The sequence below is a fragment of the Mesorhizobium sp. ANAO-SY3R2 genome, from assembly GCF_042466635.1.
GTDB lineage: Bacteria > Pseudomonadota > Alphaproteobacteria > Rhizobiales > Rhizobiaceae > Aminobacter.
In genome coordinates, this window is record NZ_CP159955.1 from 226,961 (window position 1) to 247,472 (window position 20,512).

The window sequence follows — 20,512 nt, forward strand, 5'->3', positions numbered from 1 at the left end:
GATGACTTCGCAATCGGCGATCGAACCGTTCCGCGTAGACGTGGACGAAGCGGTACTGAAGGACCTGCGGGCGCGGCTAGCGAATACGAGGTGGCCGGATCAGCTGCCCGATGCCGGTTGGGAATACGGCACCGAGTCGGGCTACCTCAGGGAGCTGTGCGAATACTGGCGCAGTGAATTCGACTGGCGAAAGGCGGAGGCGCGGCTCAATGCCTTCCCACAATACATGACTGAAATCGACGGTCAGAGGCTCCACTTCTACCACATACGCTCACCCGAGCCGGATGCGACGCCTCTGTTGATCTCGCATGGCTGGCCCGGATCTGTGGCCGAGTTCCTTGATGTGCTGGGGCCGCTCTCCGACCCGCGCAGCCACGGCGGAAATCCCAAGGACGCATTCCATGTGATCGCACCATCGCTGCCTGGATACGGCTTCTCGGGGCCGACACAACGCAAGGGTTTCGGGCCGCAGGAGATGGCGGCGACCTTTGCGAAACTCATGGAGCGGCTGGAATACGAGCGCTATGCGGCTCAGGGGGGCGATTGGGGCGCGGTGATTACAACGTTCCTGGGGTCGCAAGCTGCCGACAAGCTGATCGGTATCCATCTCAACCTGATGATGGGCACGTTGATGACGTCGCCTCCCGACCCGACGGACATCATGAAAGGTCTGACGCCGGCCGAGCAAGACGACGTCAGCGCGAGCCTGCGCTTCAGGACCTCGGAATCTGGCTACCAAGCTATACAAGCCAGCAAACCGCAGACGGCCGCCTATGGGCTCAACGACTCGCCCGCCGGGCTGGCGGGGTGGATCGTCGAAAAGTTCCGCACCTGGTCCGACTGCGAGGGCGATGTCGAGCGCAGCTACACCAAGGATCAGTTGCTGACCAACATCACCATTTACTGGGTGACCCAGACCATCAATTCGTCGATGCGCCTCTACTACGAATTCACCGGCTTCGGGCGGCCGGTGCGGCCGCTCGGCCCCGATGGAACTCCAGCCCCGGTTGTCCATGTGCCCACCGCTCACGCCCGCTATCCGAAGGAAGTGGTGCGTCCCCCGCGGTCTTGGACCACCAGGCAATACCCCAACATGATCAGGTGGACGGAGATGCCGCAAGGCGGGCACTTTGCTGCCATGGAGCACCCCGGGCCGTTCGTCGAAGACGTGCGGAGCTTCTTCCGCGAACTGAAAGGCACGCGATGATGCGACGCTGGGCGGCCTGAGCCTCAATCTTCGCCGGCCACCCGCTCGCTGACGGCGCTTAGTGCGCTGCGCACATCGAAGGTGCTGAACGGCTTTTCGAGGATATGCGGCTTGAGATTGCGCGGCAGCTGCTCGATCTCGGCCTTGGCGCCGATCAGGTCGCCGGTGACGAGCACGAAGCGTTCCGCCATGTCGGGGTGCTCGGCAACGATATCGCGAAAGATGGTGATGCCGCTGCGGTCGGGCATTCGCAGGTCCGAGAAGACGATGTCGACGGGCTGCTTGCCGAGCGAAGCGGCAGCAGAGGTCCAGTTGGAGACGACGCGCGCCTTCACCCCCATCAATTCGAGGATGTCCGACAGCGAGCCGGCGACATCGGGTTCGTCGTCGATGATGAGGGCGTGGCGCAGCCCATTTGATTTCGGCGCGGCTTCGGTCGCCGATTCCCGGCGATCGTTCATGGGCGGCAGCTCGACATTGAAGCGCGCGCCGCGCGGCTCGACGGCTTCGAACCAGATCCTGCCGCCATGGCGGTCGACGATGGACTTCGAGATGGACAGTCCGATGCCGGTGCCGACGCCAATCGGCTTGGTGGTGAAATAGGATTCGAAGATGCGGTGGCGGACGTTGTCGGCGATGCCGTGGCCGCTGTCCTCCACCGAGAAGCCGCTGCTGCCGTCGGCATTGCGGTAGGTCCTGACCTTGATCAGCCGCTCGCCGCTGACGCTCGCCAGCGCGTGCTGGCTGTTGACCAGGAAGTTGGCTACCACCTGGGTCAGATGGTCGGCGTCGGCCATGACCATCAGCCGCTCGGCGGCGAAGTCGGTGTCGATGCTGATACCCGTCGATCGCGCGCCATAGGCGGTGACTTCGAGCGCTGCGCGGACGACGTGGTTGAGGTCTGTCTCGGACCGCATCGTGGGGTGGAGGCGGACCATGCCGAGGAAACTCTTGACGATACGGCCGCAGCGTTCGGCCGCCGCCCGCACCTTTTCGGCGCGGAGCTTGGTCTGGGGGTCTGGCGCGAATTCATGCAGCAGCGTCGACTGGGCGACGACGACGGCGAGCGGATTGTTGAGTTCGTGCGACACGCCGGCCAGCAGCGAGCCCATCGCCGCCATCTTCTCGTTCTGGTGCAGCTTCTCGCGCTGGCGGTTGATCTCTTCTTCGGCGCGATGCTTTTCGCGCAGGTCGCGGATCGAGCCGAGGAAGAGCCGCCGGTCGGCCAGCCGCATCTCGTTGGCGGTTAGTTCGATCGGAATGATTTCGCCGGTCGAATTCTGGGTCACCGTCTCCAGCCGGTGGCCGATCATCGGCGAACCACGTCCGGCCATGTATTCGGCGCCGTTGGAATAGCCCTTGCGGTAGTAGGTCGGGATCACCGTATCGAGCATGTCCTTGCCGAGGATATCCTCGCGCGACCAGCCGAACATCTTTTCGGCGGCAGGATTGAACTCGATGATCGAGCCGGTCTCGTCGACCACCAGAATGGCGTCCAGCGACGCCTGCAGCATGGTGCGGCGGATGACTTCGCTGACATGGTGTTCCGCCAGCGACCGCTCGATGGCGTCGCCCAGCGCCGAGGCGATGATTTCGAGTGCTGCGATCTCGTCGTCGGTCCAGTTGCGTTCGTTGATGCAGTCGTTGACGGCGAGCGTGCCCCAGAGATGGCCGTGCGCCGAGATGGCAACCGACAGGAACGACTTGATGTGCTGACGCTCGAAATCGGCGCGCAGATAGCCGCTGAGGTCGCGCGTGCGGCCAACGAAAATCTTGCCCTGCCGGCCTTCCTCGGCGAGGCGTCCGAGCAGCGGATCGGAATCGACGATCGCCTGGTTGATCGTCGTCGGCGGTGCGGCGATCTCGTCGATCCTGGGATCCACCCAATAGGCGGAGATCGATTGCGCAAAACCCTGGCCGGGGACGTCACGCAGCCTGAAAAGGACGGTGCGATGACCGGCGAACGCACGGGCAAAGGATTCCAGGATCTCGTCGATGTCCTGCTGCCAATGCTCGGAATGGCGCAGGCGACGCACTATCTGCCCCGCCACGACGGTGGGACTGTGCGTGGCCGACGCAGTGTCGGTGCGCGGGTCGGTCAACAAAGCCATCGCGGTTCCTGAAGGGCTGGAGCGTCGCTACAGCGCCGCGCGTCGTTCAGGACGCGCAAAGGACGCTGTAGCACTTTGAATTTGTGCATGATCCTTTCCGATTGCCGGGGTCAGGCCCTAGCCTTCGCTGCCTGGCAGGGAGAAGATATAGCCTTCTCCGCGCACGGTGCGCAAAAATTTAGGGTTCGCCGGGTCGTCCTCGATCTTCTTCCGCAGTCGCATGATGCGGATGTCGACGGCGCGCGAGGATTCGGGTTCTTCGGAAAAGCCGATCGCCTCCGAAATGATGGCGCGGCTGAGCAGGCGGTTGGGCCGGGTCAGGAAAACCTCGAGCATGTCGAATTCGCTCTTGGCCATGTCGACGACGGCGCCGCCCCTGGTGACGAGGCGGCCGTCGAGGTCGGCCTGGAAGGCACCGAAGGCGATGGTGCGGCGCTGCGGCTGCCCGGCGACCGGGGATTGCTTCAGGTTCCCCGGCTGCGGAACGCGCCGGATGACGCTGCGCACGCGCGCCAGAAGCTCGCGCAGTTCGTAGGGCTTGACCATGTAGTCGTCGGCGCCGATCTCGAGCCCGACAATACGGTCGAGAGCGGTGCCGGCTGCCGTGGCGTAGATGATGCCGATCGGCATCCTGGAGCGCAGCCAGCGACCGAGCGACAGGCCGTCTTCGCCGGGCATGGCGATGTCCAGGATTGCAAGATGGAACTGTTCGGTCTCGATCAGGGCACGAAGCGCGGCGGCGCTCTCGAGTGCAGTCACGTCGAAGCCGTTCGCGCCGAGATACTCGGCGACGGCATCCCTTAAATCGGGCTCATCTTCGACAATGACTATCCGAGCGCGCAGTTTGGTCTCGCCTCCGCTATCGGCGGAAAGTAGATTGGGTATAAACATGATGTCCAGTGATCATTTTGCATGGGCAGTTGCTAATGGCACAGCACCTTGTCAGGGGCGGCGGCTAGAGGCTTTGGGAGCGCGGACTGGGGACCCATCCCCGGCCAAGCGCATCTCGCGGCATCTTCTTGCCCCTGTAGGCGCCGACCAGGCCGCCCCGGCAGGCGATGATCGCGTTGTTTTCGAACCTGCGGATAGAAAAATGGCTGCAAGATCGGTCGTAGCGCTCGTTGCCATAGCGGAGGTGGTTGCCTCCGACCTTGCCGATCATCTCGACCGGCGCGGCCATGACTTGCGCATGGCGCACCGGCCGTGGGAGGCCGGGCCGCTGCTTTCGGCTGGGGGTATCGACGTCGTGGTGGTCGGCGACGGATTGACGCCGGCCCAGGGACGCGAATTGTTGCGCAGCTTCGGCGGCGATGCTGGGCCGGACTTCATCCTGATCTGCCGGCCGACGGAGCTGGTCGACAAGGTGCTGGCGCTCGAATTGGGTGCCGCCGATGTCGTGGAGAGCCCTCTCAATGTGAGGGAGCTCGCCGCGCGCATCGGCGGCCTCCTGATGCGCCGGGGACGCGGCGCGCAGGAACTTGTGGTGCTGGAGAATTCGACCGTCGACCTGCGCTCGGCGCTGGTGATGCATGCCTCGGGCGACGAAGAGCAGCTTTCGCCCGGGCAGATCGCATTGCTCAAACTGTTCTTGTCGCAGCCAAGGAAAGTGCTGACGCGCGATGACATCATGGCGGCGGCGCCGGCCGAAAGTGCCGATGCCTTCGACCGCTCCATCGACTCGCGCATCGTGCGCCTGCGCCGCAAGCTCGACACCGAGAGCATCATCACGATTCGAGGCTCCGGCTATCGGTTCGACCCGCCGGCGATGGCATCGGGAAACGGCGCTTCCGCCAATCCCAGCGACAAAGGCTAGTGACGGCGCGCGCGCGGGCAAGACGTCAACGCGCCGGCGCCTGGGTGGCGGCAGCCGCCGCCGAGACGACGACCCTGTCGGCGGCGTGCGCCCTGTCCTTGAGCAGAACGCTGATCACGCCCGCAAACCCGAGCAGCCCTTGCGCATAAAGCAGTGCCGAAAGCACTGAAGCTGCAAATTTGGTTTTCATCGTCGTCCCCGTTCCTTCCGGGAGTTCAGTCGAGCCTGCCAAAACCTGCCGAGACACCCGCGCCGCCTGACCTGCCCGTAGGCGGCGCGGGTACCTGGTCCTCGCCACGGTTGCCGCGCGAGGTTCCGTGCACCGCTACCCGGCACAAGACCGGGCGCCCACGCCCATGGACCCGGCGGAAGCACAGAGTTGCGACGAACGATGCAGCCGCAAGGAGCAGGATGATGCGCGTCGCCGGAGCCATGCCCGACTCGGGCGACAGTTCAGCCGCCATGGCATCGTGCGAGCCAGCCAGAATGCCGACCCCTGTCAGAATCGCCGTAGCGACGCCCACCCGCAGGAGCCAACTCAAGGCCAGTCGTCCGTTACCCATCCAATCTTCGCAACGTTCGTTTCGTCGGGGCCCAAGCTGAAGCTCGGTTGTTTCGAAAGGATGCCGCCCGGTGACGCTTGATGAATCCGAATGTTTCAGCGTCGTTGCCATGCCGGGCCCGACATTTTTCACCCTGGAGATCATCGACTTTCTCTTGAAGCGCCGGCTGGGAAGGGCTGGGTCTTGCGTCGCATCCGGGTCGGGCTGATTGGAAACAATTGCGAAACCAAATGAACGATCAAACGAAATCATAACGAAACAATGCGGCGGCAGATAGCCCGCCTTGATCAACATATTTTTAGCTGGCCGTGTTGGCTTGAGGGGATGACGATGTACCTGGAATTCGAGAGGAAGCTCATCAACATCGCGGCCGTTGCCATGTCGGGGGCGGCGCTCTTGCTCGCGCCCGGCCACGGGACGGCGCAAGCGGCCAGCAAGATCGTTGCCCGGGTCTCTATCGGCGAGCAGCGCATGCATGTGCTGGTCGATGGCCGCACGACCTTCGTGTGGAAGGTCTCGACGGGCGGACGTGGCTATGTGACGCCGAAAGGGGCGTTCAAGCCGACGCGCATGCACGAGATGTGGTACTCGAAGAAATACGACAACGCGCCGATGCCGCATTCGGTGTTTTTCAACGGCGGCTATGCCGTGCATGCCACCAATCAGATCAGCCGGCTCGGCCGGCCCGCCTCGCATGGTTGCGTGCGCCTGCACCCGGACAATGCCGCCGATTTCTATCAGCTGGTCCAGATCTTCGGCCCTGCGAACACCAGCATCGTCATCGTCCAGTGAGGCTGGGCGGTACTTCTGGTGCTGCCCTATCGTCTCATGGACGAGGGCTGACCCGGTTCGATGGCGCTGGGTTTTGCTGTGCCTGCGCGAAGGCTTGACCTCGAATTGCACGGCAGTGCACAATTTTTGCGGTATTGCCACCATTTGAATGGCAGGATGCGCGCAGAGAAGCCAAAACCACAGCATTTCAAACAATTGGCCTTCTTTTGCACGGCTGTGCAAAAAATTACCGAATTCGGATTGACATGATTGTGCCGCGGGTGGAATGAATATGCCATCAGGTGCAGCGATGTGCCGACTTGCCCGGAGGAGGGTGGTCGCGCCGGAAAGTCAGAATGGTGAGGAGCGTCTTCGGCGGCAGTGAGTGCTGCGGATGCTGTTCTGGACGACGGCGTTTTTGGGAGGAGGACTCATGTTCATGCCATCGCATGAAGGCCGTGCTGCGCGCCCGCATATCGGCCTCACCTGCCTTAGGGCAGTGTGCCTTTGCCGCGCCGGATTTCTGGTGTGCGGAGGCAATGGCTCGTGACGAGTTCTTCGCAAGCATCGGTCAAGTCGAACGCTGTGGGGGAAGGGGTCGATGGACTGGCGGCGATAGCTGCGCCGACGCGCGGCCAGCGCTTGCGCTACCGGCTCAAGGTCGCCTTGAGGGAGCCGACGACGACCATCGGCGTCCTGGCCGCCGTGCTCTTCACCTATCTGATCGTCGTGCCGATCATTTCGATGCTGTCGGATGCGGCACGGGTCCAGTTCGGTGACGAGCGCCGCATCAAGCAGGATGTCGGCGAGCTGACCTGGTACTATGTCGAGCGGGTGTTCATGTCGCGCGTTTCACGCGACCTGTTCTGGGAGCCGCTGGTCAACACGCTGAGCGTCGCGGTAGGCGCCATCGTGCTGTCGATGCTGGTTGGCGGCACGCTTGCCTGGCTGCTCAGTCGGACCGACATGTTCGGCCGGCGCTGGTTTTCGACCGCGTTGATCGTGCCCTATATGCTCCCGGCCTGGACCTTTGCGTTGGCCTGGACGACGCTGTTCAAGAACCGCACCGTCGGCGGCCAGCCCGGCTGGCTGGAATCCCTTGGGTTTTCGCCGCCCGACTGGCTGTCCTATGGCCAGCTGCCGGTGACCATCATCCTGGCGTTGCACTACTCACCCTTCGTCATCTTGTTGTTCGGCAACGCCTTGCGCCGCTTCGACTCGCAACTGGAAGACTCCGCTCGCATCCTCGGTGCCAACAGGCTGACCGTTGCCCGCAAGATCATCATGCCCTTGATGCGGCCCTCGCTGATCTCGGCGATGGTGCTGATCTTTGCCAAGTGCCTCGGCGAATTTGGCGTCCCGTACGTGCTTGGCCTGCCGGTCAATTTCGACGTGCTGGCAACCTCGCTTTATCAGAACATCGCCTCGCGCCAGGTCGGCGTCGGTGCCGTGCTTGCCGGCTCGATCATGCTGATCGGCATCATCACCATCACCATCGACGCAAAGCTGATGAAGGAAGCACGCCGCTTCGTCACCATCGGCTCCAAAGGCTCGATGAACCGGCTGAGCCCGCTTGGCATCATGCGGCTACCAGCGACCGGATTTGCCGTGCTGATGTTCCTGCTCAGCGTCGGCCTGCCGATCGCCACGCTGTTTCTGTCGACCATCATGCGGGTGCCGGCGCAGTTCAATCTCGACAACTTCACGCTCGACTACTGGATCGGCTCCAACCTCAACACGGTAGCACTCCAGACCGGCATCCTGCTCAGTCCGGACCTGTGGAATGCTGCATGGAACAGCCTGCGCATCGTCGGCCTTGCTTCGATCACGTCGGGCGTGCTCGGCCTGCTGGTCGGCTATGTCGTGGTGCGGACGCCGGTCAAGCCGCTGGGCACCTTCCTGCGGCAGGTGACATTCCTGCCCTATCTGGTGCCGGGCATCGCTTTTGCCGCGGCCTATCTTTCGCTGTTTGCCGTGCCGCGCGGGCCGATCCCCGCACTCTACGGTACGACGCTGATCCTGATGCTGGCGCTGATCGCCGACCAGATGCCTTATGCCTCGCGCGCCGGCATCGCCGCCATGATGCAACTCGGCAAGGACCCTGAGGAGGCTGCACAGATCGCCGGCGCGGGCTGGTTCCGCCGCATGATGTCGATCGTCATCCCGATCCAGAAGGGGTCGCTGGCAACCGGCATCCTGTTGCCGTTCATCTCTGGCATCAAGGGGCTCAGCCTGTTCGTGGTGCTGGCCGTGCCGAGTACCGACGTGCTGACCACGTTCTCGCTGCGCCTGGTCGACTACCACTACACGCAGGCCGCCAACGCCGTCGTGCTGATCATCGCGGGCCTTGCCTATTTCGGCGCGCTGCTCGGCCAGAAGCTGACCAAGACCAATCTCGCCCAAGGACTGGGGAACTGACATGCCGAAAATCAATCTGCGCGGCGTCGAGAAGAACTATGGGGCCAATGCCGCCAATGCGGTGGCCGATCTCGACCTCGAAATCGGCGACGGCGAGTTCATGTGCCTGCTCGGACCATCCGGCTGCGGCAAGACCACGACGCTACGCATGATCGCCGGGCTGGAGCATCTGACCGCCGGCGAGATCAGGGTCGGGCCGCGCGTCGTCGACTCGGTCACCGAAGGCGTGTTCATCCCGCCGGAAAAGCGCGAGATGGGCCTTGTGTTCCAGAGCTATGCGCTGTGGCCGCATCTGACCATCGAGCGCAACACCGACTTCGGGCTCAGGCTGCGCAAGATGCCCAAGGCCGAGCGCGAGGAACGCGTCGAGCGGGTGATGAAGACGCTCGGCATCGAGAAGTACCGAGACCGCTATCCCTCGCAGCTGTCGGGCGGACAGCAGCAGCGCGTGGCGCTTGCCCGCATGCTGGCGGTCAATCCAGAGGTGCTGCTGCTAGATGAGCCGCTGTCCAACCTCGACGCGGCACTCAGGCTCGAAATGCGCGCCGAACTCAAGCGCCTGCACGCCGAGTTCAAGACGACGATCGTGTTCGTCACCCACGACCAGTGGGAGGCGATGACGCTTGCCACCACCATCGCTGTCATGAGCGAGGGCCAGCTGCAGCAGGTCGGCACGCCCAACGACATCTACGACCGGCCAGCCAACCGCTTTGTGGCGCAGTTCGTCGGTAACCCGCCGATCAACATTCTGGAACTGGGCAATGCGAAGTCGGAGCTTTCGGCCAGCGCCAGACGCTTCCTCGGCGAACGCTATGCCGAATTGGTAGGTGCCGGCTCGGTTGGCATCCGGCCGGAAGCGATACGTCTTGCGGACGCCGAACGTGGCGTGGCGGAAGGGGCGCTGTCGGGCCATGCGGAAGTGACCGGCATTCTGCCCACCGGCGGCAGCTGGATCATCGAGCTGACGGCATCAGGCGAGAAGCTGTTTTTGACCACGCACCAGTCGCCGGAAATCGAGGTGGGCGGGGCCGTGACCTGGTGGACCAATCCCAAGGCGCTGCACGTCTTCGACGCGAATGGCGACCGGCTTGAGGCGGCCGACAAGCTGCTTCGGCCGGCAAAAGTACACTGAGGAGGAGATGGTGCGCGGTTGGAGGAACCGATGACGCGCCGGGAATGTAGCAAAACCACGGGAAAACACGGGCCTTGGATTGCAACGCGGCCCGACACAAAGGGAGGAAATGCATGACCAGATTTTTCGACACCGGGATAACAAGGCTTCTGTCGGCGTCCGCGCTGGCGCTTGCGGCGGGCCTGCTCGCCACGGCCGCCCAGGCAGAGGAAAAATTCGACCTCAATGCCTTGATCGAAGCGGCGAAGAAGGAGCCGCCGCTCAGCGTCTATTCGAGCACCGGCAAGATCGTGAAGCAGGCCGAAGCCTTCACCAAGAAGTACGGCGTGCAGGCGACCGGCACCAAGGCCAATGCCGCAGCGCAGCTCGAAATGGTGATCCGGGAAGGCCAGGCCAAGAATGTGCAGGGCGACGTGATCCAGATCAGCGACGTGCCGGCCGGCGTGGCGCAGCTCGTGCCCCAGGGCTTCGTCGACAGCTGGCTTCCGCCTGATCTCGCCGACAAGATCCCGGCCAAGTTCCAGAACCCGCTGACCGTCTCGCAAGAGGCCAATGTCTTTGCCTACAACACCCAGCTCAACGAAAGCTGCCCGATCAAGAACATCTGGGAGCTGACGGAGGAAAAGTGGAAGGGCAAGCTCGCCATGCAGGACCCCCTCAACAAGGCGTCCTATGTCGATTGGTTCAACCAGCTTGCCACCCATGGCGATGACAAGGTTGCCGCCGCCTACAAGGCGCATTTCGGCAAGGACTTGGTGACTGACGAGGCCGGTGCGACTGCCGCCTGGGTCAAGGCGCTCGCCGCCAATGGCCCGCTGCTCACCGATGCCGACGAGGGCGCGGCCCAGGCAGCGGGTGCGCCGGACCAGAAGGAGCAATTCATCGGCCTGATGAGCTCGGCCAAGTTCCGGAACAACAAGGATGTTGGCACCAAGCTCGGCCTGTGCAAGGACCTGCAGCCTTTCGCAGGCTGGATGTATCCAAGCCTCGGCTTCATCGCCAAGGGCACCGACAGCCCCAACGCCGCGAAGCTTTTCATCCATTATCTGATGACCGAGGAGGGGATCGCCCCGCAGGCGGACGACGGCAAGATGTCGACCAACACCGATGCCAAGCTGCCTGACGACGAGCCTTCGGGCATCGGCAAGGTGCTCGACCAGATTTTCCCATACGATTCAGCGACCGCCCAGAGCGATTGGGATGCGCGTCAGGATTGGCAGGACCTCTGGCGCGTCAATTACAAGAAATAGACGCCTTGCAAGCGCAGCGCCCGGCCTGAGCCGGGCGCTGGCAGTCTGATTTTTGAACGGGAGGAAGCAATGACATCCACGTTTGGAATGAGCAGAAAGACAAGCAGAGCATTGGCGTCGACCGCACTCGCGGGAATGCTGGCGGCAGTGATGTTTGGCGCGGCCCTGGCGCGTGCCGAGACCTTCGACATCAACGCGTTGGTCGAGGCAGCGAAGAAGGAAGCGCCGATCAACATCTATGACAGCACCGGCAAGATCGTCGAGATGGCCGAAAACTTCACCGCGAAGTACGGGGTGAAGGCGACTGGCATCAAGGTGTCGGCAAGCGCCCAGCTCGAGATGATCGTGCGCGAAGGGCAGGCCAAGAACGTCAAGGGAGACGTGGTGCTGATCACCGACGCGCCGGCAGGGCTGGCGCAGCTTTTGCCGCAGAAGTTCGTCGAGAGCTACCTGCCGCCTGATATGGCCGACAAGATCCCGGTCAAATTCCAGGACCCACTGGCGATCACCACCAACGCGGCTATCTGGGCCTACAACACCGAGGCCTATGATTCCTGCCCGGTGAAGAACATCTGGGAGCTGACCGATCCGAAATGGAAGGGCAAGGTCGCCTTCTACGATCCGCTGTCGAAGGGCACTTACCCAGACTGGTTCAACCAGACCGCGACGCATGACGACGACAAGATGAAGGCTGCCTACAAGGCGCATTTCGGCAAGGACATCGACGCTGGCGAAGACAGCGCCACGGCTGCCTGGGTCAAGGCTTTTGCCGGCAACTCGCCATTGCTGGCCGACGCCGACGATGCGATCTCGGAAGCGGTCGGCGCTCCGGGTCAGAAGGAGCCGTTCTTCGGCCTGATGAGCTCGGCCAAGTTCCGTGACAACGCCGACAAGGGCTTCAAGCTCGGGCTGTGTGAAGGGCTCGAGCCATGGCCAGGCTGGACCTATGTCAAGCTTGGCCTCATCGCGACGGGAACCAAAAGCCCGAACGCCGCCAAGCTGTTCATTCACTACATCCTGACCGACGAGGGTATCGCGCCGCAGGTCAAGGACGGCAAGCTGCCGACCAATCCCGACATCGGCCTGCCGGCCGACGAACCATCGGGCATCGGCAAGGTGCTGGACAGACTGCAGCAATACGACGCTTCGACCGCGCTCAAGGATTGGGATGCGCGCCAGGATTGGCAGGACCTCTGGCGCGTCGCCTACAAGAAATAGCTTCCCGGTGGACTGGGACGGGGCCCTTCTCCTTCGGCTCCGTCCCGCCTTTTTCCTGGAATTGCAATGGAGACCAATTGATGTCCAAAACCTCGGGGCGAACGCTCGCAGCACCCAAGGCACTGCTGCTCGATTTTGGCGGCGTCATCGTGTCGACGACGCATCTGCCGGGCTGGCAGGCGAGGTTGGCTAGCCACGTGCGCGGCCTGCTCGACGCGGCTGGTGTGGCGGCGCCCGAGCTTTCGGTCGAGCAGATTACCGACGATATCAAGGCTGCCGGCATCGCCGACTCGCATTGGAAGGATGCGATGTCGCGGCCGTTTGCGCCGCGTGAATTGCGCCATGAGGAGTTCTGGGGCGACTTCGTTGCCGGCGACTGGGTCAAGCCCGCGAATGACGTGGTGGTGGCTGAGGCTTACGACCTGTGTCGCAAGATGGGCAACTGGAAGAGCGCTCGCGCCTTGCGCACCGGCATGCTCGACCTGCTGGCTGCGGCCGACGCTGCCGACGTGCCGGTCGGCATCGTCAGCAATGCGCTGTGCGGCCAGGTCCATATCGACTTCCTCGACGCGCTTGGGCTGACCGACCGCTTTGCCGTGGTGATCCATAGCGACGAGGTGAAGGTCAGGAAGCCAAATCCCGAGATGATTTTCCAGGCAACGCGCGCGCTTGGTGTCGACCCTGCCGAGGCCTGGTATGTCGGCGACAATTTCGATCGCGACGTGCTGTGCGGCAAGCGTGCCGGCATCGGCGGCAATATCCTGATGGAAGACAAGGGGACCTATGATCTTCCCTATAAGTTGAACCTCAAGCCCGATGCCATCGTCGCCGATCCGGCCGGGCTGCTTGCCCTGTTCACTCAGGCAATGCGTGGAATCGCGGCATGACCGGCATCGAAGAATCCAGAAATCTGCGCGCCGTTGCCGAACAGGCGTCGAAGCTGATGCGCGAACAATTGCTGGCGGCATTCCGTTCGACCATGTCGGTCGATTACAAGGTCGACCTGCACGACGTGGTGACCAAGCATGACAAAGAGTCGGAAGTTGCGATCCGCGCCTTCATCCTGCGCGAAGTGCCCGATTCATATGTACTCGGCGAAGAAGAGGGGGCGAGTGGCGAGGGCCGGGTGCAATGGTATGTCGACCCGATCGACGGCACGGCGAATTTCGCCCGTGGTCTCGCCTTCTGGTGCGTTTCCATTGGCGCGGTGATCGACGGCGAGATCGTTGCCGGCGCCGTCTACGATCCCGTCGGCGACATGATGTTCTCAGCCGATCTGTCTGGCGCCTGGCTGAACGGTGCGCCGCTCAAGTCGCAGGCCCAGGCCGACGAACAGCGCGCGACGCTGATCACCGGTTATCCGGTGGCGCGTGATCTCAGACTCGACGGACGCGAACGTGCACTCGAGAACTTCGGCGAGCTGGTGGAAACATTCTCGGCGCTCAGGCGGCCGGGAAGTGCGGCCCTCAGCCTATGTCATGTCGCTGCCGGCTGGGTCGATGCTGCCGCCGGCTTCGGCGTCAACGCGTGGGATGTTGCCGCCGCGATTCTGATCCTCAGGCAGGCAGGCGGCACCTATGAGGCACTCACGCTGGGCAAGGTCGACAAGGGCGGGCGCGACTTCATGTGCCCGGGCTATGTCGCGCTTGGTGACGGGGCCGATTACCCGACGCTGATGCGCGTGGCGCGCGGCATCTCCGACAGCCGCGACGCGGTGCGTGCGAGAGATGCGGCATGAGGGGGTGCAAGGCGCAGCGCAATGCGCTCTCCGGACCCGATGGGGCGCGCGTGCAATTGTATGAAATGCGCCGGCGCACGCAACTGCGCGGGATGGAAAAACATTGTTCAACCTATGGCGTTGACCAAATTGCACGCGTGTGCAATCTGGCGCCAGCAACGACCCACGGGCGGCATTGAAATGACAGTACACGCAACGGCCACCGAAGCGACAATCGAAACCGGTCTCGACCAGCGCGAGGTGTTCTGCCGTCAGATCGCACGCTCGGCCGGGACGGTGGCACTCGACGGTTTCACCAACCGCGCGGCGGGTTTCGGGATGAAAGGTCCGCAGGATTTTCTGACCGAGACGGATGCCGCAGTGGAGCGGCATCTGAAGGCGCGCATCGCTGAAGCGTTCCCGGAAGACGGCTTCCTTGGCGAGGAAACCGGAGGCGTCATCAAGTCTGACATCTGGGTGGTCGATCCGATCGACGGCACCGCCAATTTCGCCCGCGACATTCCGCATTTCTGCATCGCCATCGCCTTCGTCAGCAATGGCGAGATCGAACTGGGCGCCATCTACAATCCGGTGCTGGATGAACTCTATTTCGCTCGGCGCGGGCAGGGCGCAACGCGCAATGGCAAAAAATTGTCGGTTGCCGGGACTGGCAATTTCGACGCCGCCTGCGTTGAGTTCGGTTGGTCGAACCGCAAGTCGAACGCGCGCTATCTCGAGGTGCTTTCCAACATCCTCGAGCGTGGCGCCAATGTCCGGCGCGGCGCTTCGGGCGCGCTCGGTCTCGCTTATGTCGCAGACGGCCGATCCGATGCCTATGCCGAGTTGCACATGCATCCGTGGGACTGTCTGGCTGGCCTGCTGATGGTCAAGGAAGCCGGCGGTGTCGTCGCCCCTTTCCTGGCACTGGACGGGCTGACGCAGGGCGGCGCGGTTTTGGCCGCGGCCCCCGGTGTGGCGATCGGCATGAGCGAGGCGACCGGCATCGCGCTTGAGGCGGCACGCTGAGCGCACCTTCACCATAGGCATGAAAATTACGGAAAACAGAACGCCGATGACACTCGACAGCCCACGATATGAGCGTCCGGCGCTCAGCCTGATTGAACGAAACATCACTGGCTATGGTGTCGACATCTATGTCGGCGGCATGGATGGCGCCGGCGACCTGGCGCTGCTCAAGCAAAACAACATCACGACGGTGGTCAACTGCGCCGTCAATCTCGACTTCAACTATGCGACCGAGCCGTTCAACGAGGGCGAGGACGCAGACGCCATCTACGGTGTCGGCGCCGTCCGCTACTACAAGCTCGGCCTGATCGACGGGCATGGCAATCCCGAGACGATGATGCTGTCGGGCTTTTATCTGCTGCGTGGGGCGTTCTCCCAGGAGCTGCCCGAGCGCAGCACCTATCGCCGGCGCGAGAAGGGCAATGTGCTGGTCAATTGCCGCGGCGGCCGCAGCCGTTCGGTGACGCTGGTCGCGCTGTTTTTGCATGTCGAGATGCCCGACAGGTTTCCGACGCTCGAGGATGCGCTGCAGCATGTCCGTGTCCAGCGCCAACTTCGGCCCGACGAATGGTTCGAGGCGCCGAAGCCGATGCTGATCGCTGCCGCAAGCAAGGCGCGGCAGTGGATCGCCATGATCGACAAGGGACTGCCGGCCCTCCCAGGCGGCCATGGTGCAGTCGGGGCGCTCGCCGCAGTCGACTGACGGCAGAGGCAATCAACGAGTGAGAAAAAGATGAAGATTGCCGTTATCGCCGACCCGCATTTCCACGACATCACCAACCGCCAGGGCGGATGGTCGGGCGAGGGGGCGGCGATCCGCACGCTGGCCGACACCGCGGCGTCGACGCGGGTGTTCAACGAGAGCTTTCACGCAACCCGTGCTCTGCTCGACGACATCGTGCGCAAGGGCATTTCGCTGGTGGTGGTTGCCGGTGATCTGACCGACGATGGCCAGGCTTCGACCATGGCGGCGGCGACGGCGCTGCTGGACGACTATTCCAGGCGTTTCGGCCTGCGTTTTGTCGCGACGCCGGGCAACCACGACCTCTATGCCATCCATGGGCGTCATCACAGCAAGCGCTTTCTCAACGCCGACGGCTCACACACGCTGGTGACCAGCGACGCGAGCGTTGGGCAGGACGACTCCATCGAGCGGATCGTCAGCGCCGAGATGTACTGCGGCGGCTACGACACGGCCATCGCCGCGATGGGTGCCTACGGCTTCTACAGGCGCGAAGGCGACCTGCATTGGGAGTGTCCGTTCGGAAGCGACGATGCGCTGGCGTCACGAATGTTCGAGATTGCTTCGGCCGACGGACTGACCAAACGGCAGATCATCGATGCCTCCTTCCTCGTCGAACCGGTCGAGGGGCTGTGGCTGCTGTCGATCGATGCCAATGTGTTCGAGCCGCGCAATGGCGATCTCGATCCGACGCTGGAGCAGAGCTATCTCGACAGCACCGACGCCGGCTGGAACTCGATGCTCCGCAACAAGCCGTTCGTTTTTGCCTGGATGAAGGATGTCGCCTTGCGAGCCGAGGCGGCCGGCAAGCGGCTGATCGCGTTCTCGCACTATCCGATCATCGATCCGCTCAACGGGACCTCCGCCGACGAGGCCAAGCTTTTGAACGACACCAGCTTCCTCAGGCGCACGCCGAGGGCTGAGGTCGCACGCGCCGCGGCGGCAACCGGCATCAAGGTGCATTTCAGCGGGCATCTGCACATCAACGACACGGCAGTCTTCCGTGACGGCGAGGATTTCCTCGTCAACCTCGCCGTGCCTTCGATGGTCGGTTTCCCACCGGCCTACAAGATCGTGGAGATGGACGGCGACAGGCTCGACGTCGAGACGGTGACGGTTGCCGAGGTGCCGGGACATGACGTGGCATTTCCATATTATCGGATCGAGGCAGTGCGGAACGGTGTCTCGGCAGCCGTGACCGAGGCCACGAGCCATGCGGATTTCCTAAGCCGCCATCTCGCCGAGATGGTGCGCCACCGCTACCTTCCCAAGGAATGGCCGCAGGATCTGGCTGGCCTCGTCACTCAACTCGACCTCGGCGATCTCGACAGGTTGGCGGGCATCGGTACGCCGATTGCGCCCAAGGATGCTCTGGCTATGTTGCGGGACAGCGCAGCAGGGGCGCGCGCGAGCGCGCTTTCGTTCTTCGAGATGGTCGTCGACTGGTACCGGCTGCGCAAAGGCCGCGAAATCGCGCTCGATTTCATCGAGCCCGAACGCATCGCTGTCTATCGTCGGCTGGCGCAGCGCTTTGCCTTGGGCGCATGGCCGGAAGGCTGCCTGCAGGACCGGTTTGCCTCGTTCATGCGCATGATGATGGATTGGCTCGACAGTGCGCCTTCGCGCGATTTTTCTGTCGACCTCGCCACAGGCACGGTCGAGCGTGCCGATTATTTGGGCCGCACAGTGCGTCGCCAGACCGGGGCGGCGTGAAAACACACCCGGCCGCCGACGGCGCCGGGATCGTCGCTTTCCAGCAACGTGGAAATGTGGTCGGCGATGAGATCGATCGGCTGGCGGAAAGTGGTCAACTGGTAGGAGGCCCAGCCGGCCTGCTCGATATCGTCGAAGCCGACCACGCAAAGGTCTGCCGGCACATCCATGCCGAACTCGACGCGCGCCGCGTCCATGAAGCCGCAGGCAAGCAGGTCGGTGACGCAGAAGGCGGCTTCCGGCCGGCCCGAGCCGGACAGCAGTTGACGCCCCGCCTCGAAGCCGGCGGCATAGCCGGTAGGCCCGGCGCGCGCTATGGCCACGCCAAGCCCGGCTTCGCGCGCGGCTTGCTCGAAGGCGCGCTCGCGGGCCATCAGGCTGGGCGTGCCGGCCTGCGAGGAGACGACCGCGATTCTGCGGCAGCCGGCGCGATGGAGCATGTGGAAGGCTTCGCGCGCAGCCGCAGCGTTGTCTACGCTGATGTGTTCAGGGCCCACGAGCTGGTCGTCGCGGTTGATCAGGATGACGTGCTGGCCGCTGTTGACGCAGGTGTTGATGAGCGAGGCCGGGGGGGCGCCCGACAAGACGACCGTGGCGTTGGCGCGATAATTCAGCGTCTGGCGCAGCGCGGCTTCGACGCTGTCGCTGTCGCCCGAAGTATTGATGACCATGGCGATGCGGTTGATCGCCTGCAGGCGGCGGGTGATCGCGTCGAGCAGTCGCGAGTGGTAGGGCGCGTTGATGTCGGCGCCGATCAGGCACACGATGCCGCTGTTTTCATGGATCAGGCTGCGGGCGAGGTGATTGACGTGGTAGCCGAGCCGTTCCGCCGCCTCGAGCACCTTGTTGCGCGTCGTCTGCGAAACGCTCGCCCCGTCGGTGAAAGTGCGCGAAACCGCCGAGCGCGACACGCCGGCCAGCTCGGCGACCTGCTGAGCACTGACGAACGACCTGCCCGGCTTCAGTTCGGACATTGCACATTTCCAGTTTGGACCATCAGGCGAACCGTATTCCCAGCGTTGCACAAATGTGCAGCCGCAGCATTCTGATACAATTGGATTTCACGCTCTGCAATCAAGAAGCTGCATGCCGTGGCGGTCGTTGCCCGGCGGGAGTCATTGCGCCGCCGTTCAGGTAAGCGCTTCTTCCGGCTGGTCGAACGCGGCGACGGTCAGGTTGCGCACGAGCGTCGACAGTTCCGGCTCATCGATGAGCATTGCCGCATCCGCCGGGCTCAGCCAGGCGCGCTGGCGGGCGCCAGCCTCCTGCCATGCGGCGAGTTCTTCAGCGACCTCGATCAGGTAGGCCGTGACTTCGACGTTGATGAAGCCCGTCGACAGACGTTTCCAGTAGCAGTAGGTGCCTGCGGGCTTTTTCAACGCCTTACCGAGCACTCCGGCCTCTTCGCGCGCCTCGATCAGGGCAGCATGGCGCGCACTCTTACCCTTCATCGGCCAGCCCTTGGGGACGATGAAGCGCCGCGTACCACGCGAGGTGACCAGCATCACTTCAAGCTCGCCAGTCTCATTCAGCCTGAACGGGATGGCCGCGACCTGGGTGATGCGCTCGCCCTTTTCCGCCTTGCGGAGGGCCTTCTTTTTCTTTGGCATTTCGCCCAGTCATTCCGTTTCGATATGGCCGCGTGGCCTGTTCTCATCTCAACTGATGCTATGCAAGTTCAGCTTCATTGCACCTAAAATAGTGTCATGAACACGATTGCAAAATGCGTAAAAACAACTCACTCTGCAACAGGCCAAGACGACAGAAGATCGTTAGACGGCGAAAAATAAGTGGAGGGAATTTGAATATGAGGACTGCCTATTTGCGTTCGGCCGCGGTGGCCGCACTTGTCATCGCTGGCGGCGCGGCGCAAGCCGAAAGCCTGACGCTCTATTGTAGCGCCGACGAGGCCTGGTGCCAGCAGATCAAGACCGGCTTCGAGGAAAAGACCGGCATCACCGTCGACATGACGCGCAAGAGCTCGGGCGAGACCTACGCCCAGGTGCGCGCCGAGGCGAGCAACCCGAAGGGCGACGTGTGGTGGGGCGGCACAGGTGACCCTCATCTGCAGGCGGCAGAGGAAGGCCTGACCGAGGAATATATTTCGCCGATGCGCGGCGAGTTGCACGACTGGGCGATCAAGCAGGCCGAAGCGGCCGGCAACAAGACGATCGGCGTCTATTCCGGCGCGCTCGGCTTCGGCTACAACAAGGATCTCCTGGCCAAGAACAACCTGCCCGAGCCGAAATGCTGGGAAGACCTGACCAAGGCCGAATTCAAGGGCCAGATCCAGATCGCCAATCCGAATTCGTCCGGCACCGCCTACACGACGCTGGCGACGATGGTGCAGCTGATGGGTGAGGACAAGGGCTTCGAGTACATGAAGGCCCTGCACAAGAACATCAACCAGTACACCAAGTCGGGTTCGGCGCCGATCAAGGCTGCGGGCCTCGGCGAGACCACCGTCGGCATCGTCTTCATGCATGACGCGGTGTCGCAGACGGCTGCCGGCTTCCCGATCGTGACGGTGGCGCCTTGCGAAGGCACCGGCTACGAGATCGGCTCGATGTCGCTGATCAAGGGGTCGCGCAATCCCGAGGCGGCAAAGAAGTTCTATGACTGGGCACTGTCGGCCGAGATGCAGGGCAAGGCCAAGGATGTGAAGTCGTTCCAGCTGCCGTCGAACAAGTCGGCTGCGGTGTCGGAACTGACGCCTGATCTGTCGACCATCAAGCTGATCGACTACGACTTCAAGAAGTATGGCTCGAGCGAAGAGCGCAAGCGGCTGCTGTCAAAGTGGGACACGGAGGTGTCGACACTGCCGCAGTAAA

The 20,512-nt window shown here is 63.0% G+C and carries 19 protein-coding genes; 13 read left to right on the plus strand and 6 right to left on the minus strand.

The window, feature by feature from the left end:
• The first annotated feature begins 1 nt into the window (after position 1).
• Positions 2-1,207, plus strand: coding sequence for an epoxide hydrolase family protein (locus ABSY17_RS05890; RefSeq protein WP_378947906.1), 1,206 nt, complete (start codon positions 2-4; stop codon positions 1,205-1,207).
• Positions 1,208-1,230: 23 nt separating this feature from the next.
• Here the strand turns inward: ABSY17_RS05890 and ABSY17_RS05895 are convergent, their stop codons facing one another.
• Together ABSY17_RS05895 and ABSY17_RS05900 are read right to left on the minus strand one after the other, a co-directional pair.
• Positions 1,231-3,318 carry a PAS domain S-box protein gene (locus ABSY17_RS05895; RefSeq protein ID WP_378947909.1) on the minus strand — a complete coding sequence of 696 codons (2,088 nt, stop codon included), beginning with the start codon at positions 3,316-3,318 and terminating at the stop codon, positions 1,231-1,233.
• Positions 3,319-3,435: 117 nt separating this feature from the next.
• Positions 3,436-4,209, minus strand: a complete 774-nt coding sequence (locus ABSY17_RS05900) for a response regulator (protein ID WP_378947912.1) — start codon at positions 4,207-4,209, stop codon at positions 3,436-3,438.
• A gap of 202 nt (positions 4,210-4,411) precedes the next feature.
• On the opposite strand from ABSY17_RS05900, the gene ABSY17_RS05905 reads away from it, so the two are divergent.
• Complete coding sequence (locus ABSY17_RS05905; RefSeq protein ID WP_378947915.1) at positions 4,412-5,131, plus strand: winged helix-turn-helix domain-containing protein; 720 nt, start codon at positions 4,412-4,414, stop codon at positions 5,129-5,131.
• 25 nt (positions 5,132-5,156) lie between these two features.
• Here ABSY17_RS05905 and ABSY17_RS05910 read toward each other — a convergent pair whose 3' ends face one another.
• Together ABSY17_RS05910 and ABSY17_RS05915 are read right to left on the minus strand one after the other, a co-directional pair.
• On the minus strand, positions 5,157-5,321 hold the full coding sequence (locus ABSY17_RS05910) for a hypothetical protein (RefSeq protein ID WP_378947917.1): 165 nt from the start codon (positions 5,319-5,321) through the stop codon (positions 5,157-5,159).
• Positions 5,322-5,346: 25 nt separating this feature from the next.
• On the minus strand, positions 5,347-5,988 hold the full coding sequence (locus tag ABSY17_RS05915) for a hypothetical protein (RefSeq protein ID WP_378947920.1): 642 nt from the start codon (positions 5,986-5,988) through the stop codon (positions 5,347-5,349).
• A gap of 36 nt (positions 5,989-6,024) precedes the next feature.
• Here ABSY17_RS05915 and ABSY17_RS05920 point away from each other — a divergent pair, with 36 nt between their 5' ends.
• From ABSY17_RS05920 to ABSY17_RS05965, 10 genes are all read left to right on the plus strand, one after another.
• Positions 6,025-6,486, plus strand: coding sequence for a L,D-transpeptidase (locus ABSY17_RS05920; protein ID WP_378947922.1), 462 nt, complete (start codon positions 6,025-6,027; stop codon positions 6,484-6,486).
• A gap of 564 nt (positions 6,487-7,050) precedes the next feature.
• Positions 7,051-8,883: an ABC transporter permease gene (locus ABSY17_RS05925; protein WP_378952453.1), complete on the plus strand. Its 1,833-nt coding sequence runs from the start codon at positions 7,051-7,053 to the stop codon at positions 8,881-8,883.
• A 1-nt stretch (position 8,884) separates the two neighbouring features.
• Positions 8,885-10,015, plus strand: coding sequence for an ABC transporter ATP-binding protein (locus tag ABSY17_RS05930; protein ID WP_378947925.1), 1,131 nt, complete (start codon positions 8,885-8,887; stop codon positions 10,013-10,015).
• Between the two features lie 113 nt (positions 10,016-10,128).
• Positions 10,129-11,265 carry an ABC transporter substrate-binding protein gene (locus ABSY17_RS05935; RefSeq protein ID WP_378947928.1) on the plus strand — a complete coding sequence of 379 codons (1,137 nt, stop codon included), beginning with the start codon at positions 10,129-10,131 and terminating at the stop codon, positions 11,263-11,265.
• Positions 11,266-11,352: 87 nt separating this feature from the next.
• Positions 11,353-12,483 (plus strand): ABC transporter substrate-binding protein, encoded by a 1,131-nt coding sequence (locus tag ABSY17_RS05940; RefSeq protein ID WP_378952456.1) that lies wholly within the window; start codon positions 11,353-11,355, stop codon positions 12,481-12,483.
• An 80-nt stretch (positions 12,484-12,563) separates the two neighbouring features.
• Positions 12,564-13,370: an HAD family hydrolase gene (locus ABSY17_RS05945; RefSeq protein WP_378947931.1), complete on the plus strand. Its 807-nt coding sequence runs from the start codon at positions 12,564-12,566 to the stop codon at positions 13,368-13,370.
• Positions 13,367-14,221 carry an inositol monophosphatase family protein gene (locus tag ABSY17_RS05950; protein ID WP_378947933.1) on the plus strand — a complete coding sequence of 285 codons (855 nt, stop codon included), beginning with the start codon at positions 13,367-13,369 and terminating at the stop codon, positions 14,219-14,221. The genes ABSY17_RS05945 and ABSY17_RS05950 overlap by 4 nt, the downstream gene beginning before the upstream one ends.
• Positions 14,222-14,401: 180 nt before the next feature.
• Entirely contained in the window at positions 14,402-15,226 is an 825-nt protein-coding gene (locus ABSY17_RS05955; RefSeq protein ID WP_378947936.1) for an inositol monophosphatase family protein, read from the plus strand.
• 46 nt (positions 15,227-15,272) lie between these two features.
• Positions 15,273-15,929, plus strand: a complete 657-nt coding sequence (locus tag ABSY17_RS05960) for a dual specificity protein phosphatase family protein (RefSeq protein ID WP_378947939.1) — start codon at positions 15,273-15,275, stop codon at positions 15,927-15,929.
• Between the two features lie 30 nt (positions 15,930-15,959).
• The gene (locus ABSY17_RS05965) at positions 15,960-17,681 is read left to right on the plus strand and encodes a metallophosphoesterase family protein (protein WP_378947942.1); all 1,722 of its coding nucleotides are present in this window, start codon (positions 15,960-15,962) and stop codon (positions 17,679-17,681) included.
• Here the strand turns inward: ABSY17_RS05965 and ABSY17_RS05970 are convergent.
• Both ABSY17_RS05970 and ABSY17_RS05975 read right to left on the minus strand, forming a co-directional pair.
• Positions 17,639-18,655, minus strand: coding sequence for a substrate-binding domain-containing protein (locus tag ABSY17_RS05970; protein WP_378947945.1), 1,017 nt, complete (start codon positions 18,653-18,655; stop codon positions 17,639-17,641). The two genes, ABSY17_RS05965 and ABSY17_RS05970, sit on opposite strands and share 43 nt — an antisense overlap.
• Before the next feature lie 156 nt (positions 18,656-18,811).
• Complete coding sequence (locus ABSY17_RS05975) at positions 18,812-19,291, minus strand: NUDIX hydrolase (RefSeq protein ID WP_378947947.1); 480 nt, start codon at positions 19,289-19,291, stop codon at positions 18,812-18,814.
• A 197-nt stretch (positions 19,292-19,488) separates the two neighbouring features.
• On the opposite strand from ABSY17_RS05975, the gene ABSY17_RS05980 reads away from it, so the two are divergent.
• Complete coding sequence (locus tag ABSY17_RS05980; RefSeq protein ID WP_378947950.1) at positions 19,489-20,511, plus strand: ABC transporter substrate-binding protein; 1,023 nt, start codon at positions 19,489-19,491, stop codon at positions 20,509-20,511.
• Position 20,512: the final 1 nt, after the last annotated feature.

Excerpts from the sequence above, each read along its gene's own strand:
- ABSY17_RS05890 (WP_378947906.1), top strand. The coding sequence starts at position 2 with ATGACTTCGCAATCGGCGATCGAACCGTTCCGCGTAGACGTGGACGAA.
- ABSY17_RS05895 (WP_378947909.1), bottom strand. The coding sequence starts at position 3,318 with ATGGCTTTGTTGACCGACCCGCGCACCGACACTGCGTCGGCCACGCAC.
- ABSY17_RS05900 (WP_378947912.1), bottom strand. The coding sequence starts at position 4,209 with ATGTTTATACCCAATCTACTTTCCGCCGATAGCGGAGGCGAGACCAAA.
- ABSY17_RS05905 (WP_378947915.1), top strand. The coding sequence starts at position 4,412 with ATGGCTGCAAGATCGGTCGTAGCGCTCGTTGCCATAGCGGAGGTGGTT.
- ABSY17_RS05910 (WP_378947917.1), bottom strand. The coding sequence starts at position 5,321 with ATGAAAACCAAATTTGCAGCTTCAGTGCTTTCGGCACTGCTTTATGCG.
- ABSY17_RS05915 (WP_378947920.1), bottom strand. The coding sequence starts at position 5,988 with ATGTTGATCAAGGCGGGCTATCTGCCGCCGCATTGTTTCGTTATGATT.
- ABSY17_RS05920 (WP_378947922.1), top strand. The coding sequence starts at position 6,025 with ATGTACCTGGAATTCGAGAGGAAGCTCATCAACATCGCGGCCGTTGCC.
- ABSY17_RS05930 (WP_378947925.1), top strand. The coding sequence starts at position 8,885 with ATGCCGAAAATCAATCTGCGCGGCGTCGAGAAGAACTATGGGGCCAAT.
- ABSY17_RS05935 (WP_378947928.1), top strand. The coding sequence starts at position 10,129 with ATGACCAGATTTTTCGACACCGGGATAACAAGGCTTCTGTCGGCGTCC.
- ABSY17_RS05940 (WP_378952456.1), top strand. The coding sequence starts at position 11,353 with ATGAGCAGAAAGACAAGCAGAGCATTGGCGTCGACCGCACTCGCGGGA.
- ABSY17_RS05945 (WP_378947931.1), top strand. The coding sequence starts at position 12,564 with ATGTCCAAAACCTCGGGGCGAACGCTCGCAGCACCCAAGGCACTGCTG.
- ABSY17_RS05950 (WP_378947933.1), top strand. The coding sequence starts at position 13,367 with ATGACCGGCATCGAAGAATCCAGAAATCTGCGCGCCGTTGCCGAACAG.
- ABSY17_RS05955 (WP_378947936.1), top strand. The coding sequence starts at position 14,402 with ATGACAGTACACGCAACGGCCACCGAAGCGACAATCGAAACCGGTCTC.
- ABSY17_RS05960 (WP_378947939.1), top strand. The coding sequence starts at position 15,273 with ATGACACTCGACAGCCCACGATATGAGCGTCCGGCGCTCAGCCTGATT.
- ABSY17_RS05965 (WP_378947942.1), top strand. The coding sequence starts at position 15,960 with ATGAAGATTGCCGTTATCGCCGACCCGCATTTCCACGACATCACCAAC.
- ABSY17_RS05970 (WP_378947945.1), bottom strand. The coding sequence starts at position 18,655 with ATGTCCGAACTGAAGCCGGGCAGGTCGTTCGTCAGTGCTCAGCAGGTC.
- ABSY17_RS05975 (WP_378947947.1), bottom strand. The coding sequence starts at position 19,291 with ATGCCAAAGAAAAAGAAGGCCCTCCGCAAGGCGGAAAAGGGCGAGCGC.
- ABSY17_RS05980 (WP_378947950.1), top strand. The coding sequence starts at position 19,489 with ATGAGGACTGCCTATTTGCGTTCGGCCGCGGTGGCCGCACTTGTCATC.